The sequence below is a fragment of the Streptomyces sp. NPDC007157 genome, from assembly GCF_040634235.1.
Lineage (GTDB): Bacteria > Actinomycetota > Actinomycetes > Streptomycetales > Streptomycetaceae > Streptomyces.
This window is the reverse complement of record NZ_JBEYFE010000015.1, coordinates 42443-56837: the sequence shown is the minus strand read 5'-3', so window position 1 is coordinate 56837 and position 14395 is coordinate 42443. Positions and strand designations below refer to the sequence as shown.

The window sequence follows — 14395 nt, the reverse complement described above, 5'->3', positions numbered from 1 at the left end:
GGTGGGATCAGGGGCGCTAGGAGCGTACTTCGAGCAGCGGGACGAGCTGCTCGACGGGGGTCATCGAACCGTGGTTGCCGACCATCGCCGACTCCTTGGGCTCCCGCTCGGAGGCGATGATCAGGACGTCGTCGTGCGCGGCCGCGACCACATCACCGATCCGCTCGTAGACCCGTTGGTCGAACCGGTCCGACGGGCCGAACCAGCCGGCCGCGATCGCCTCGTCCCGGGAGGCCACCCAGAACTGCTCGCCGAGCACCTCGCGCCAGCAGGTCAGCACGTCGCTCGCGGCACCGGGGACCGCGTACACATGCCGTGCCCGGCCCTCGCCGCCGAGCAGGGCGACCCCGGCCCGCAGCTCCCAGTCCTCGTCGAAGTCGATGCGGTGCTGCTCGTCGAACGGCACGTCGAGCATGCCGTGGTCGGCGGTGACGTACAGCGCGCTGCGCGGCGGGAGCTGCTCGGCGAGCCGCTGCACCAGCCGGTCGACGTGCATCAGCTGGCCGCGCCAGGTGTCGGAGTCGACGCCGTAGCGGTGCCCGGCTCCGTCCAGCTCGGCGTAGTACGTGTACACCAGGGAACGGTCGGCGGCGGCCAGTTGCTCCGCCGCGAAGTCCATCCGTTCCTCGCCGGTCAGCCGGCCGTGAAACGTTCCGCCGCTGAGCGCGACCTTGGTGAGCGGGGTGCGCTCGAAGGTCGGGGAGGACACCTGGGCCGAGTGCACGCCGGCGTCGGCGGCACGCTGGAAGACGGTGGGGTACGGCTGCCAGGCGGCCGGGTCGGTCCACGGCTGCCAGCGCAGCTGGTTCATCAGCTCGCCGGTGGCGGGGTTGCGGACGGTGTAGCCGGGCAGGCCGTGCGCGCCGGGCGGCAGGCCGGTGCCGACGGAGGCGAGGGAGGTGGCGGTGGTCGCCGGGTAGCCGGCGGTGATCGGCCGTCCGGTGCCGCCGCGTGAACTGCCGAGCAGCGAGGCCAGGAAGGGCGCCTCGTCCGGGTGGGCCCTGAGCTGCTCCCAGCCCAGACCGTCGACCAGGAAGACGCAGTTGCGGTCGGCCGGGGTCAATTCCGTGATCGACGCGGTCATTCCGGGTACGGCCATCCCGGCGGCCAGGGTGGGCAGCAGGTCGGCGAGGGAACCGCTGCCGTACTCGGGCAGCGGCGCGGAGCCGAGGGCGAGCGGTTCCGGATGGTCCCAGGCGGCGTACGCCATCAGTGCGTGACGTCCGCGGTCGCCTCGGAGATGGCCTGGGCGAAGGCGAGCGCCTGGCGCACCGTCTCCGGGCCGTCCCCCGCCTCGCTGACGCGCAGGCTCAGGTCGTCCGCCGTGGAGTTGCCCGTGTAGCCGTGGTCGGCCTCGCAGTTGGGGTCGCCGCAGGCGGCGGGCTCCAGGTCGATACGGGAGACCGCGCCCCAGCCGATGGTCAGCACGATCTCGCGGGGCAGGGTGCCCGGCGTGTACTGCTCCGGGTTCGCCACCACCCGGCTGACCACGACCGACGAGATCCGGCCGAGCTTGACCGACTCCGTCGAGGTGGTGGCGTACGGCGTCGGGGAGGTGGTGTCGGCGGCCTGCTCGTCGGTGTGACTGACGATGAAGCGGTTGCCGGTGAGGACGAGCACGGTCACATGCCGCCGCACCTCGTTCTGGTCGAACGTCGTCTCCTGGTGGACCAGGTACGACCGGATCGGCTCACCGCCCACGGCAGCCTCCACCGCCTCGGCCACGAGGGCCGGGTAGTAGCCGCTGCGCTCGATCGCGACGCGCAGCCCCTGGGTCGTCGTACTGGTCTTGGCCATGGCGTCCATCCTAATCCGTGGGCAAGGGGGGTCCGGGCCAGTCGACGCACCCCGGTGGAAAGCCACCACGGGGGCGGGTGTTCGCGGCGGTCAGTAGGCGGGCAGGGTCCGCGGGCCCAGGTCGTCGCGGGCGGGCGGCGGCGCGAGGCGGACGGTGGCGCCGAGGACGCTGACGCCGTGCCGGGCGACCACGACCGGTTCCAGGGTGACCGCGACCACCTCGGGATGGTCGTCGACCAGTCTGGAGACGCGCAGCAGCAGTTCCTCCAGGGCGGGCGTGTCGACGGGGGCCGAGCCGCGCCAGCCGAACAGCAGGGGGGCGGTCCTGATCGACCGCACCAGCGAGGTCGCGTCCCGGTCCGTCACCGGGACCAGCCGGTGGGCCGTGTCCCCGAGCAGCTGCGAGGCGGCCCCGGCCAGTCCGAAGGACAGCACGGCCCCGGCCGCCGGGTCGATCACCGCCCGCACGACGGTGTCGACACCCCGGGGTGCCATCCGCTGCACCACCGGGCGCAGCTCCTGCGGCGGCCCGAACAGCTCGGTCAACTCGGCGTACGCCCGGCGCAGTTGCTCCTCGTCCGCCAGGTCGAGCCGTACCCCGCCCAGGTCGGCGCGGTGGCGCAGGTGCGGGGCGGTGGCCTTGAGGGCGACCGGGTAGCCGAGGTCGCGGGCGGCCACGGCGGCGGCCTCAGGGGTGGGGGCGGGCAGCGCGCGGTGCACGGCGACGCCGTACCGGCCGAGGAGCGCACAGGTCTCCTCGGTCCCGAGGTTGAGCCCCTCCCCGCGCTCCAGCAGCGCGCCGATCAGCTCGGCGGCCCCCTTCTCGTCGATGTCGTCGTACTCGGGCACCTTCCCGGGATCGGCGGCCTCCCGCCGCCACTGCGCGTACTTCACGGCTTCGGAGAGGGCCCGGACGGCACGCTCGGCGGCGGGGTACGCGGGGATCAGCCGGGAGCAGGGGTGAGGGGTGGGCGGCGGCACAGCCTCGGTGACCGCGGCGGGGGGTGTCCGGACGGCTCCCGCGGCGGACGCCGGCGTGCCCGGTCGTGCCGTGACCGCGGCGGGCGGTGTGCTCGGTCGGGCCGTTGCCTCGGTGGGCGGCGTGCCCGGTCGTGCCGTGACCGCGGCGGGCGGCGGCTCGGTGGGCGGCGGTTCGGCTCCCGCCTCCCCCGGTGCGGGGCGGAACCGGTGGGCGCCGCCGGATGCGCCGGGGGCCATGACCTGCGTCTGCGGTGCGGTGCGGCCCGCGGCCGAGAGCGCCTCCGCCAGCCCCCCTAGCTCCACGTGCACCACCAGCACCGGCTTCCCGTGCGCCCCCTCGGCCGCCGACCGCAGGGCCTCCGCCAGCTCCGCGTCCCCGACCGCCCCTTCCCCGATCGTCGGAATGGCCGTGACGACCACCGCGTCGCACGACTCGTCCGCCAGCGCCCGGGACAGCGCCCGGTGGAAGTCCGCGGGGGTCGCCATGGTCGTCAGGTCCAGCGGCGGCGCCGGTCGCAGCCCCTCCGCCAGACAGCGGTCGTACGTCAGCAGTCCGAGCGACTCGGAGTTCCCGAGGATCGCCACCCGGGGCCCGGCCGGCAGCGGCTGCCGGGCGAGCAGCAGCCCCGCGTCGACCAGCTCCGTGATCGTGTCGACGCGGATCACCCCGGCCTGCCGGAGCAGCGCGGACACCGTGGAGTGCGGCAGCCGCGTGGCCCGTACCGCGTGCCCCTGCGGCGCCGAACCGGCACTCTGCACCACGACCAGCGGCTTCGCCGCCGCCGTACGCCGCGAGAGCCGGGTGAACTTGCGCGGGTTGCCGATGGACTCCAGGTACATGAGGACGACATCGGTCTCGGCGTCGTCGTACCAGTACTGGAGGACGTCGTTGCCGGAGACGTCGGCGCGGTTGCCGGACGACACGAAGGTCGACACACCCGTGGTGCCGGTGACGCCGCCGCCGCGCCGGTGCAGCCGGGACAGCAGGGCGATCCCGATGGCACCGGACTGGGCGAAGAGGCCGATCCGGCCGGGGCGGGGCATCTCGGGCGCGAGGGAGGCGTTCAGCCGTACGCCGTCGGCGGTGTTGATGATCCCGAAGGCGTTCGGCCCGATGATCCGCATGCCGTACGTGCGCGCGTGCCGGACGAGTTCGCGCTGGCGTTCGCGGCCGTCCGGGCCGCTCTCCGCGTATCCGGCGGACAGGACGACGAGCCCCTGGACGCCGTGTTCGCCGCAGTCGGTGACGGCGTCCGGGACCTGCTCGGCGGGTACGGCGACCACGGCGAGGTCGACCGGCCCGTCGATGTCGCGCACAGAGCGGTGCGCGGGCACCCCGTCGACCTCCTTGAGGTCCTCGGGGAAGGCCTGGTTCACCGCGTGCAGACGGCCGGTGAAGCCGGCGTCCCGGAGGTTGCCGAGGACGCCGCGGCCGACACCGCCGGGCACCCGGCCGACGCCGATCACGGCCACCGAACCGGGGGTCAGGAGCCGTCGTACCGAACGGGCCTCCGCCCGCTGTTCCCGTGCGCGCTGGACGGCGACCGAGCGGTCGGTGGGCTCCAGGTCGAACTCCAGACGGACCACGCCGTCCTCGAAGCTGCGCTGCTGGGTGTAGCCGGCGTCCGTGAACACCTTGATCATCTTGCTGTTGGCGGGCAGCACCTCGGCGGCGAACCGGCGGATGCCGCGCTCCCGCGCGACGGCCGCGATGTGCTCCAGGAGGGCGGAGGCGACGCCCCGGCCCTGGTGGGCGTCCTGGACGAGGAAGGCGACCTCGGCCTCGTCGGCGGGCGCGGAGGCGGGCATACCGTCGGCGCCAATGCGGTCATAGCGTACGGTTGCGATGAACTCGCCGCCGATGGTGGCCGCGAGTCCCACCCTGTCCACAAAGTCGTGGTGCGTGAAGCGGTGGACGTCCTTGGCGGAGAGCCTGGGGTAGGGCGCGAAGAAGCGGTAGTACTTCGACTCGTCCGAGACCTGCTCGTAGAAGCTGACCAGGCGGTCGGCGTCATCAACGGTGATGGGCCGGACGCGCGCGGTACCACCGTCGCGCAGCACCACGTCCGCCTCCCAGTGGGAGGGGTACGCGTGCCCGTCCTGTCGGTCCGCCGGGGTCTGCATGGGCCCCAGAGTACGGCTCGCGTCCGACAGTGGCGCGAGGCAGTCTGTGGAGGACGGGAGTCGGACCGAGGCCGCGGTCCGACGACACACCCGGAGGGACTTACGTCCGCTCCGGGCATGCTTCACGATATGGGAAACTGGTCTAGACAACCCTGAACACCGAAGGGCAGCATCACATGGCTGAGCGCCGCGTCAACGTCGGCTGGGCCGAGGGCCTCCACGCCCGCCCCGCTTCCATCTTCGTCCGAGCCGCCACGGCCACAGGCGTCCCGGTGACGATCGCCAAGGCCGGGGGCGACCCCGTCAACGCGGCCTCCATGCTGGCTGTCCTGGGCCTGGGCGCCCAGGGCGGCGAGGAGCTCGTCCTCGCCTCCGACGCCGAGGGCGCGGACGCCGCCCTCGACCGCCTGGCCAAGCTGGTCGCCGAGGGTCTCGAGGAGCTCCCCGAGACCGTCTGAGCGCCACAGCGCCCGCACGACCGAGGCCGCGCCACCCCTCCGGGGGCGGCGCGGCCTCGCCGTTCCCGCCGTGACGTCATCCGGAGATCCGCCATGGCGCCACCCGGAGCCGGTCTTCATGCACGGCCGCCTTTTATCGGGGGCGGGCCTTTGCACCGGGCATAGTTAATTCCGCACCGGGCGCACCGAAGGCGCGCCATCGGAAATTCCGGGCGCGCACGAAATAAGGGCAGTAGAGGCCGACAGAGGGCAACGGAAATACTGCTCCACCGAATAACACCTCTTTGTATACGGCGCCCGTGTTAATGCCGCAGGCCCGACATGTTTACGGGATGTTGCGAAGTCCTCACACCGTTGGCCCGGTCCGTGCCGCCGGAAAAGCGCAGCCGGTGGGAGACCGCGGATCGCTCGGTGTGCAGCGCGGTGATCGCCCGCGCGCGCTCGCTGTCGCCGCGCGTCACCGCGTCCACGATGGCGCCGTGCTCGGCCCAGGACTCCACGGGGTTGGCGGGCGCGTCCACGGCGTACATCCAGGCGATCTTGTGCCGCAGCTGGGTCAGTGTCGAGGTCAGGGCGTGGCTGCCGGTGGCCTGGGCGAGTGTCTCGTGGAACCAGCCGCCCAGGGAGCGCAGGTCCTCACTGCCGCCCCGGCGGGCCCGTTCCTGGCCCAGCCTGACCAGTCCGCGCAGCACCTTGAGGTGGGCCTCGGTACGGCGCTGGGCGGCCCGGGAGGCGCCGAGCGGCTCCAGGAGCAGGCGCATCTCCAGCAGGTCGGCGGCCTCCTGCTCGGTCGGTTCCGCGACGCACGCGCCCGCGTGCCGGCGCGTCACCACGAAGCCCTCGGCCTCCAGGGTGCGCAGGGCCTCGCGGACGGGGACGCGCGAGACGCCGTAGCGACGGGCCAGGAGTTCCTCGGTGAGCCGGCTGCCGCGCTCGTAGACACCCGCGACGATGTCGTCCCGGATCGCTGTGCATACCGAGTGCGCCGGAATACGCATGTCCGACCTCCGCCTTAATCCCCGTGAAACGCCGCCGAGTGGCGTCCGTTCCGTGACTCTATTGCAATGAGCGGGAATTTCCGAAGGCGGCCCTGAATCCATGCATATTTTTTGGACACCGGGGTCACGAAAACGACGAAAGCCCCGGCTCGGGGGCCGGGGCTTCTGGGCTCTCGCCATGCGACGTCACATGTTCGTCCCCGTGCTCGGGTCAGACGTGCACGCCGTGCTTGCGGAGATAGGCGACCGGGTCGACGTCCGAGCCGTACTCCGGGGTCGTGCGGGCCTCGAAGTGGAGGTGGGGGCCGGTCACGTTGCCGGTCGCGCCGGAGAGGCCGATCTGCAGGCCCGGGGTGACCTTCTGGCCCACCGAGACGCCGATCGACGAGAGGTGACCGTACTGGGTGTACATGCCGTCGGCCATCTTGATGACGATCTGGTTGCCGTAGGACCCGCCCCAGCCGGTGGAGACCACCGTGCCGGTGCCGACCGCGTGCACCACCGTGCCGGTGGCGGCGTGGAAGTCGATGCCGGTGTGGGCGCCGGAGGACCACAGGGAGCCGCCGGTCTTGTACCCGGTGGAGACGTACGAGTCGGAGATGGGCGCGACGAAGGCGTTGAGGCGCTTGCGCTCGGCCGCCCGCGCGGCGCGCGCCGCGGCCTCGCGCTCCTTCTTGGCCTTCTCCGCGGCCTTCTTGCGCGCGGCCTCCTCGGCCGCCTTGCGCTCGGCGGCGGCCGTCTGCGCGGCGGCCTGGGCGTCGATCTGGTCGGCGACCGAGTCGCTGACCGTGATCACCGGGGTGAGGCCGGTCTGCTCGACGGAGTTCTCCGCGGCGAGCGCCGGGGCGGCCGAGACGGTGCCGATGACACCCGTGGTGGTGAGGGCCGCGATGCCGGCGGCCTGCGCGGTGGTGCGCTTCACCCGGCCGGGGCGACGATGCTTCCCGGGGGCGCACATGAACGCCATGTAGAGGCTGGTCCTTTCCTTCCCTCTCGCCTACCGGGTTAGCTGACGGGTTCGGAGCAGGAAGGTCTCCTACGGGCCCCCTCGCGGCTCGCGCGGGCGCCCGATTCACCCCAGGGACGCATGGGTCCCCGGCTCCCCTGGCTCGCGCCGTACGGGGACTCGGCGATGACTGTCCGGTGCCGCGGGCGCGGCGCACTGCCTGACGGACAGTCCGGAAGAACCTACGAGGACGTCCTCGCGATGCTCAAACGGATCACGGCTTTTGTCGCGCATCCCACAGGGCAGACAGGCAACCTCCGCCCCAATTCGGACATTCGGCGGCCCTGGTGACCTGACAGTCACCAGGGCCGCCTCACGCGCGCGTGCCGCTCGTCGCGTTACTCCGCGGCGACGACCGTCACTTCGCCGATGCCGAGGGCCTCGACCGGCTCCTTGATCTGCGCCGCGTCGCCGACGAGGACGGTCACCAGGTGGTCGACCGGGAAGGCGTTCACGACGGCCGCGGTGGCCTCCACGGTGCCGGTGGCGGCCAGTTGCCGGTAGAGCGTGGCCTGGAAGTCGTCGGGCAGATACTGCTCGACCTGGTCGGCCAGGGTGCCGGCGACGGCCGCCGCCGTCTCGTACTTGAGCGGCGCCACGCCCACCAGGTTCTGCACGGCGACGTCGCGCTCGGCGTCCGTGAGGCCCCCGGAGGCGAGGGTGCGCAGCACCGTCCACAGGTCCTGGAGGGCCGGGCTGGTGTTCGGGGTGTCCACGGAGCCGCTGATGGCGAGCATCGCGGCGCCGCTGCCGTCGGGGGCGGACCGCAGGACCTGCCCGAAGGCGCGGACGCCGTAGGTGTAGCCCTTCTCCTCGCGCAGGACGCGGTCCAGACGGGAGGTGAGGGTGCCGCCCAGGCAGTAGGTGCCGAGCACCTGGGCGGGCCAGACGCGGTCGTGCCGGTCGGCGCCGACGCGGCCGATGAGCAGCTGCGTCTGGACGGCTCCGGGGCGGTCCACGATGACGACACGGCCGGTGTCGTCGGCGGAGACCGGGGGCACCGGCCGGGGCTGGGCGGTGGAGCCGCGCCAGGCGCCCAGGGTCTCGCCGAGCAGTTCGTCCAGGTCGATGCCGGTCAGGTCGCCGACGACGACCGCGGTGGCGGTGGCAGGGCGGACATGCCGGTCGTAGAACGCGCGTACGGCGGCCGCGTCGATCTTCTCGACGGTGTCCTCGGTGCCCTGGCGCGGTCGGGACATCCGCGCGGTCGACGGGAAGAGCTCCTTGTAGAGCTGCTTGGCGGCCCGGCGGCTGGGGTTGGCCAGCTCGTGCGGGATCTCGTCGAGGCGGTTGCGGACCAGCCGCTCGACCTCGCTGTCGGCGAAGGCGGGTGCCCTGAGCGCGTCGGAGAGCAGCCCGAGTCCCTTGGCCAGGCGGGAGGCCGGGACCTCCAGGCTGAGCCGGACACCGGGGTGGTCGGCGTGGGCGTCCAGGGTGGCGCCGGCCCGCTCCAGCTCGGCGGCGTACTCCTCGGCGGAGTGCTTGTCGGTGCCCTCGGAGAAGGCGCGCGCCATGATCGTGGCGACGCCGTCCAGGCCGGCCGGCTCGGCGTCCAGGGGCGCGTCCAGGAGCACCTCGACGGCGACCACCTGCTGGCCGGGGCGGTGGCAGCGCAGCACGGTGAGCCCGTTGTCCAGGGTGCCGCGCTCGGGGGCCGGGAAGGCCCAGGGCCGGGCGTCGCCCGGCTGGGGCTGCGGGTGGAAGTCCATGGTGGCGAGCTCGGTCACTTGGCCGTCTCCTCGTCGTGCTCGGCGGTGGCGGCCTCGACCGTGGCCTCGGCCTCGGGGTCCTCGGGTACGTCGGCGTCCGCGACCGCCTCCGGGGACTTGGGCTCGTAGACGAGCACCGCGCGGTTGTCCGGCCGCAGGCGGGCCTTGGCGACCTCCTGGACCTCTTCCGGGGACACCGCGAGGACGCGCTGGACGGCGGTCAGGGCGAGCTGCGGGTCACCGAACAGGACGGCGAACCGGCACAGTTCGTCCGCGCGGCCCGCGACGGTCCCCAGCCGGTCCAGCCACTCGCGCTCCAACTGGGCCTGGGCGCGCTCCATCTCCTCGGGCGTGGGGCCCTCCTCGGCGAACCGGGCGAGCTCCTCGTCGATGGCGGTCTCGATGACCGGTACCTCGACGTCACCGGAGGTCTTCACGTCCAGCCAGCCAAGGGAGGGCGCGCCGGCCAGGCGCAGCAGGCCGAAGCCGGCGGCAACGGCCGTACGGTCGCGCCGTACGAGGCGGTTGTAGAGGCGGGAGGACTCGCCGCCGCCGAGGACGGTGAGGGCCAGGTCGGCCGCGTCGGACGCGCGCGTGCCGTCCTCCGGGAGCCGGTAGGCGGCCATCAACGCGCGCGCGGGCACCTCCTCCACGACGACCTCGCGCAGCTGCTCGCCCATGATGTCGGGCAGCGAGCCGTCGCGCGGGGCGGGCTTGCCGTCGTGTGCCTGGATGGAGCCGAAGTACTTCTCGACCCAGGCGAGGGTCTGCTGGGGGTCGATGTCGCCGACGATCGACAGAACCGCGTTGTTGGGCGCGTAGTAGGTACGGAAGAACGCCCGGGCGTCCTCCAGGGTGGCCGCGTCCAGGTCCGCCATCGAGCCGATCGGCGTGTGGTGGTAGGGGTGGCCCTCCGGGTAGGCGAGCGCGGTCAGCTTCTCGAAGGCGGTGCCGTAGGGGACGTTGTCGTAGCGCTGGCGGCGCTCGTTCTTGACGACGTCCCGCTGGTTCTCCATGGACTCGTCGTCCAGGGCGGCGAGCAGGGAGCCCATGCGGTCGGCCTCCAGCCAGAGGGCGAGCTCCAGCTGGTGGGCGGGCATGGTCTCGAAGTAGTTGGTGCGCTCGAAGCTGGTGGTGCCGTTGAGCGAGCCGCCGGCGCCCTGGACGAGCTCGAAGTGGCCGTTGCCCGTCACCTGGGCGGAGCCCTGGAACATCAAGTGCTCGAAAAGGTGAGCCAGGCCGGTACGTCCCTTGACTTCGTGCCGGGAGCCGACGTCGTACCAGAGGCAGACCGCCGCGACCGGGGTCAGGTGGTCCTCGGAGAGCACCACGCGCAGACCGTTGGCCAAGCGGTGCTCGGTCGCTGTCAGGCCTCCGGAGCCTGTCTCGGCCGTGGTCGTGTGACCCATGGGCATGTACGTCCCTTCACTCGCGTCACTCACTCGCGGAAGCGGTCTCGAACCGCGGTTTTCCTGCCGGTCCTGCCACTGTATGCAAGCGTGCCCGGACCCGGCGAAGTTCCCGCACCACGTACGCCCACAGCGGATCGCGTAGCCTGCGTCCGACTCGCTCCCGAACGCCTCCGAGGCACCGGGGCGGGCCGCGGAGACCGGGGCCTGGCCCGGGTTGTCGGTGCCGCGGTCCACAATGGTCAGCGTCAGATCCCGTTCACGCATGAGCAAGGAGCCGGCAGCGATGGCCCGCCGCAGCACGAAGACCCCGCCGCCCGACGACTCGTACGAGGAGAGGATCCTCGACATCGACGTCGTGGACGAGATGCGCGGCTCCTACCTCGAGTACGCGTACTCGGTCATCTACTCGCGCGCCCTGCCGGACGCCCGCGACGGCCTGAAGCCGGTGCACCGCCGCATCGTCTACCAGATGAACGAGATGGGTGTGCGCCCCGACCGCGCCTATGTGAAGTGCGCGCGCGTGGTCGGCGAGGTGATGGGCAAGCTGCACCCGCACGGCGACGCGTCGATCTACGACGCGCTGGTGCGGATGGCCCAGCCGTTCTCGATGCGCGTCCCGCTGGTCGACGGCCACGGCAACTTCGGCTCGCTGGGCAACGACGACCCGCCGGCCGCCATGCGGTACACCGAGTGCCGGATGGCCGAGGCGACCAGCCTGATGACCGAGTCGATCGACGAGGACACGGTCGACTTCACGCCGAACTACGACGGCCAGGAGCAGGAACCGGTGGCGCTGCCCGCCGCGTTCCCCAACCTCCTGGTCAACGGCTCGTCGGGCATCGCGGTCGGCATGGCGACGAACATGCCGCCGCACAACCTCGGCGAGGTGATCGCGGCCGCCCGCCATCTGATCCGGTTCCCGAACGCGGACCTGGACACGCTGATGAAGCACGTCCCGGGCCCCGATCTGCCCACCGGTGGCCGGATCGTCGGCCTGGAGGGCGTCCGGGACGCGTACGAGACGGGCCGCGGCACCTTCAAGATCCGCGCCACGGTCGCGGTGGAGACGGTCACGGCCCGCCGCAAGGGGCTGGTCATCACGGAACTGCCCTTCACGGTCGGCCCCGAGAAGGTCATCGCCAAGATCAAGGACCTGGTCAACTCCAAGAAGCTGCAGGGCATCGCCGACGTCAAGGACCTCACCGACCGCGAGCACGGGCTGCGTCTGGTCGTCGAGATCAAGAACGGCTTCGTGCCCGAGGCGGTCCTGGAACAGCTCTACAAGCTGACGCCGATGGAGGAGTCCTTCGGCATCAACAACGTCGCCCTGGTGGACGGCCAACCGCTCACCCTGGGCCTGAAGGAACTGCTCGAGGTCTACCTCGACCACCGCTTCGACGTGGTCCGCCGCCGCAGCGAGTTCCGCCGCACCAAGCGCCGGGACCGCCTCCACCTGGTCGAGGGTCTGCTCACGGCCCTGGTCGACATCGACGAGGTCATCCGGCTGATCCGCTCCAGCGACAACAGCGCGGAGGCCAAGCAGCGCCTGATGGAGCGCTTCTCGCTGTCGGAGATCCAGACGCAGTACATCCTGGACACCCCCCTGCGGCGCCTGACCAGGTACGACCGCATCGAGCTGGAGGCGGAGCAGGAGAAGCTCACCGCGGAGATCGCCGAGCTGACCCGGATCCTGGACTCGGACACGGAGCTGCGCAAGCTGGTCTCGGCCGAACTGGCCGCGGTGGCGAAGAAGTTCGGCACCGAGCGGCGCACGGTGCTGCTGGAGGCCTCGGGCGCCCCGGCGGCCGTGGTGCCGCTCCAGGTGGCCGACGACCCGTGCCGGGTGCTGCTCTCCTCGACCGGCCTGCTGGCGCGTACGACGAACGGCGAGCCGTTCCCGGAGGACGCCGACGGCAAGCGGGCCAAGCACGACGTGATCGTCTCGGCGGTCCCGGCGACCGCCCGTGGCGAGGTCGGCGCGGTGACCTCGTCCGGCCGTCTGCTCCGCGTCAACGTGGTCGACCTGCCGCAGCTCCCGGAGACGGCGACCGCCCCGACCCTGGCGGGCGGCGCGCCCCTGTCCGAGTTCCTCTCCCTGGAGGACGGCGAGTCGGTGGTCTGCCTGACCACGCTGGACGAGTCCTCACCGGGTCTCGCCCTCGGCACCGAGCAGGGCGTGGTCAAGCGCGTGGTCCCCGACTACCCGTCCAACAAGGACGAGTTGGAGGTCATCACCCTCAAGGAGGGCGACCGGATCGTCGGCGCCATGGAGCTGCGCACCGGCGAGGAGGACCTGGTGTTCATCACGGACGACGCGCAGTTGCTGCGCTACCAGGCCTCCCAGGTGCGCCCGCAGGGCCGGCCGGCGGGCGGTATGACCGGCGTCAAGCTCACGGAGGGCGCGAAGGTCATCTCCTTCACCGCGGTGGACCCGGCGGCCGACGCGGTGGTCTTCACGGTTGCCGGTTCGCGCGGCACGCTCGACGACTCGGTGCAGACGACGGCCAAGCTGACCCCGTTCGACCAGTACCCGCGCAAGGGCCGCGCCACCGGCGGGGTGCGCTGCCAGCGGTTCCTGAAGGGCGAGGACTGCCTGGCCTTCGCCTGGGCGGGCCCGGTGCCGGCGAAGGCGGCCCAGAAGAACGGCACGCCGGCCGAACTCCCGGAGATCGACCCGCGCCGGGACGGCTCGGGTGTGTCGCTGCCGAAGACGGTGTCGGTGGTGGCGGGCCCCGTCTAGGCCTCGTACCCCTCCTCCTCAGGGCCTTCCTCGAGGCCCTGTACATAGCGCAGGACGCCCCACATGCCGTGCTCGTCGGCCTGTGGGGCGTCGTTCGTGCACGCGTCCAGTTCCTTGCGCAGGGCGGCCACGTCGATGCCGGAGCCGATGAGCACGAGCTGGGTCAGCCGCTCCTCGTCCCGCCCCCAGGGCTCCGGGTAGAACCGCAGGAACCGCCCCACGGCATGCACCGCGTACCGGTTCCCGGTGTCGTACGGCCCGAAGTCGACGTACCCCTTGATCCGGTACAGCCCTTCGGGTCGGCTGTCGAGGAAGGTCATGAGCCGGCGGGGATCGAGTGGCCGGCCGGTGGCGAAGGAGAGACTTTCGTACCGGGTGTGCAGGTGTCCCTCGTGCCCGGCGCCGCTCTCGTGCCCGTGCAGATCGTCGAAGGACAGCTGCCCGACGCGCTCCTCGCCGGGCCGGCAGTCGAAGAGGAACTCCGGGTCGATACGGCCGTAGGTGGCCGGCACGACGGCGGCCCCGTGGTCGCTGAGCGACCGCACGAGCCCCAGGACATGTTCGCCGCCCTGTCCGGCCCGGTCGAGCTTGTTCACGACGACCAGGTCGGCGAGGGCGAGGTGCCGGTCGATCTCGGGGTGCTCGGCGCGCGTGCCGGCGAACTCGGCGGCGTCCACGACCTCGACGAGGCCGCCGTAGACGATGCCGGGGTGCTCGCTGGCGAGCAGCATCCGGACGAGTTCCTGGGGCTCGGCGAGACCGCTCGCCTCGATGACGATCACGTCGATACCGGTGGCCGGGTCGGCGAGCCGTTCCAGGTACCGGTCCAGTTCGCTCGCGTCGACGGCACAGCACAGGCAGCCGTTGCCGAGCGAGACGGTGGAGTCGCCGAGGGCGCCGGCCACGGCCATCGCGTCGATCTCGATGGCCCCGAAGTCGTTGACGATCGCCCCGATCCGGCTGCCTCCGCTGCGGTGCAGCAGGTGATTGAGGAGCGTGGTCTTCCCGGAGCCCAGGAATCCGGCGAGCACGACGACCGGGATCTGCTGGGGGCTGCGGTGGTGCTCCAACGGGGGGCCTCTTTCATGCGGGCGGGGCTGTGATCGGTCCAGGATAGGAAACGACCTGCCGCCGGAGACCGCGCCCGTCACCGCAGCGCGCCGGCCGAGG

General features: G+C 72.2%; 10 protein-coding genes and 1 riboswitch. Of the genes, 2 read left to right on the top strand and 8 right to left on the bottom strand.

Annotated elements, in window-relative coordinates:
* Window positions 1-16 precede the first annotated feature (16 nt).
* The 3 genes from ABZ642_RS26090 to ABZ642_RS26080 all read right to left on the bottom strand — a co-directional run bounded on the left by ABZ642_RS26090 (window position 17) and on the right by ABZ642_RS26080 (window position 4902).
* On the bottom strand, window positions 17-1210 hold the full coding sequence (locus tag ABZ642_RS26090; protein ID WP_360488729.1) for a nucleotide pyrophosphatase/phosphodiesterase family protein: 1194 nt from the start codon (window positions 1208-1210) through the stop codon (window positions 17-19).
* Window positions 1210-1797, bottom strand: coding sequence for a DUF5998 family protein (locus ABZ642_RS26085; protein ID WP_360488726.1), 588 nt, complete (start codon window positions 1795-1797; stop codon window positions 1210-1212). Before ABZ642_RS26085 ends, ABZ642_RS26090 begins: the two co-directional genes overlap by 1 nt.
* Window positions 1798-1887: 90 nt before the next feature.
* The gene (locus ABZ642_RS26080; RefSeq protein WP_360488723.1) at window positions 1888-4902 is read right to left on the bottom strand and encodes a GNAT family N-acetyltransferase; all 3015 of its coding nucleotides are present in this window, start codon (window positions 4900-4902) and stop codon (window positions 1888-1890) included.
* Between the two features lie 176 nt (window positions 4903-5078).
* On the opposite strand from ABZ642_RS26080, the gene ABZ642_RS26075 reads away from it, so the two are divergent.
* Window positions 5079-5360 (top strand): HPr family phosphocarrier protein, encoded by a 282-nt coding sequence (locus ABZ642_RS26075; RefSeq protein ID WP_360488720.1) that lies wholly within the window; start codon window positions 5079-5081, stop codon window positions 5358-5360.
* 302 nt (window positions 5361-5662) lie between these two features.
* Here ABZ642_RS26075 and ABZ642_RS26070 read toward each other — a convergent pair whose 3' ends face one another.
* From ABZ642_RS26070 to ABZ642_RS26055, 4 genes are all read right to left on the bottom strand, one after another.
* A complete protein-coding gene (locus ABZ642_RS26070) occupies window positions 5663-6358 on the bottom strand; it encodes a GntR family transcriptional regulator (RefSeq protein ID WP_351709601.1) in 696 nt (231 codons plus the stop codon).
* Window positions 6359-6569: 211 nt separating this feature from the next.
* Entirely contained in the window at window positions 6570-7325 is a 756-nt protein-coding gene (locus ABZ642_RS26065) for a M23 family metallopeptidase (protein WP_360488717.1), read from the bottom strand.
* A gap of 12 nt (window positions 7326-7337) precedes the next feature.
* Window positions 7338-7500, bottom strand: a riboswitch (cyclic di-AMP (ydaO/yuaA leader).
* Between the two features lie 202 nt (window positions 7501-7702).
* Window positions 7703-9091 carry a pitrilysin family protein gene (locus tag ABZ642_RS26060; RefSeq protein ID WP_360488714.1) on the bottom strand — a complete coding sequence of 463 codons (1389 nt, stop codon included), beginning with the start codon at window positions 9089-9091 and terminating at the stop codon, window positions 7703-7705.
* Entirely contained in the window at window positions 9088-10488 is a 1401-nt protein-coding gene (locus ABZ642_RS26055; RefSeq protein WP_360488711.1) for a pitrilysin family protein, read from the bottom strand. Before ABZ642_RS26055 ends, ABZ642_RS26060 begins: the two co-directional genes overlap by 4 nt.
* Before the next feature lie 280 nt (window positions 10489-10768).
* Between ABZ642_RS26055 and ABZ642_RS26050 the strand changes: the two genes are divergently transcribed.
* Window positions 10769-13225 (top strand): DNA topoisomerase IV subunit A, encoded by a 2457-nt coding sequence (locus ABZ642_RS26050; RefSeq protein WP_360488991.1) that lies wholly within the window; start codon window positions 10769-10771, stop codon window positions 13223-13225.
* On the opposite strand, the gene ABZ642_RS26045 is transcribed toward ABZ642_RS26050, so the two are convergent.
* Complete coding sequence (locus ABZ642_RS26045; protein ID WP_360488709.1) at window positions 13222-14295, bottom strand: GTP-binding protein; 1074 nt, start codon at window positions 14293-14295, stop codon at window positions 13222-13224. The two genes, ABZ642_RS26050 and ABZ642_RS26045, sit on opposite strands and share 4 nt — an antisense overlap.
* Between the last annotated feature and the right edge of the window lie 100 nt (window positions 14296-14395).

Coding starts and splice junctions, on each gene's coding strand:
- ABZ642_RS26090 (WP_360488729.1), bottom strand. CDS start 1,210: ATGGCGTACGCCGCCTGGGACCATCCGGAACCGCTCGCCCTCGGCTCC.
- ABZ642_RS26085 (WP_360488726.1), bottom strand. CDS start 1,797: ATGGCCAAGACCAGTACGACGACCCAGGGGCTGCGCGTCGCGATCGAG.
- ABZ642_RS26080 (WP_360488723.1), bottom strand. CDS start 4,902: ATGCAGACCCCGGCGGACCGACAGGACGGGCACGCGTACCCCTCCCAC.
- ABZ642_RS26075 (WP_360488720.1), top strand. CDS start 5,079: ATGGCTGAGCGCCGCGTCAACGTCGGCTGGGCCGAGGGCCTCCACGCC.
- ABZ642_RS26070 (WP_351709601.1), bottom strand. CDS start 6,358: ATGCGTATTCCGGCGCACTCGGTATGCACAGCGATCCGGGACGACATC.
- ABZ642_RS26065 (WP_360488717.1), bottom strand. CDS start 7,325: ATGGCGTTCATGTGCGCCCCCGGGAAGCATCGTCGCCCCGGCCGGGTG.
- ABZ642_RS26055 (WP_360488711.1), bottom strand. CDS start 10,488: ATGCCCATGGGTCACACGACCACGGCCGAGACAGGCTCCGGAGGCCTG.
- ABZ642_RS26050 (WP_360488991.1), top strand. CDS start 10,769: ATGGCCCGCCGCAGCACGAAGACCCCGCCGCCCGACGACTCGTACGAG.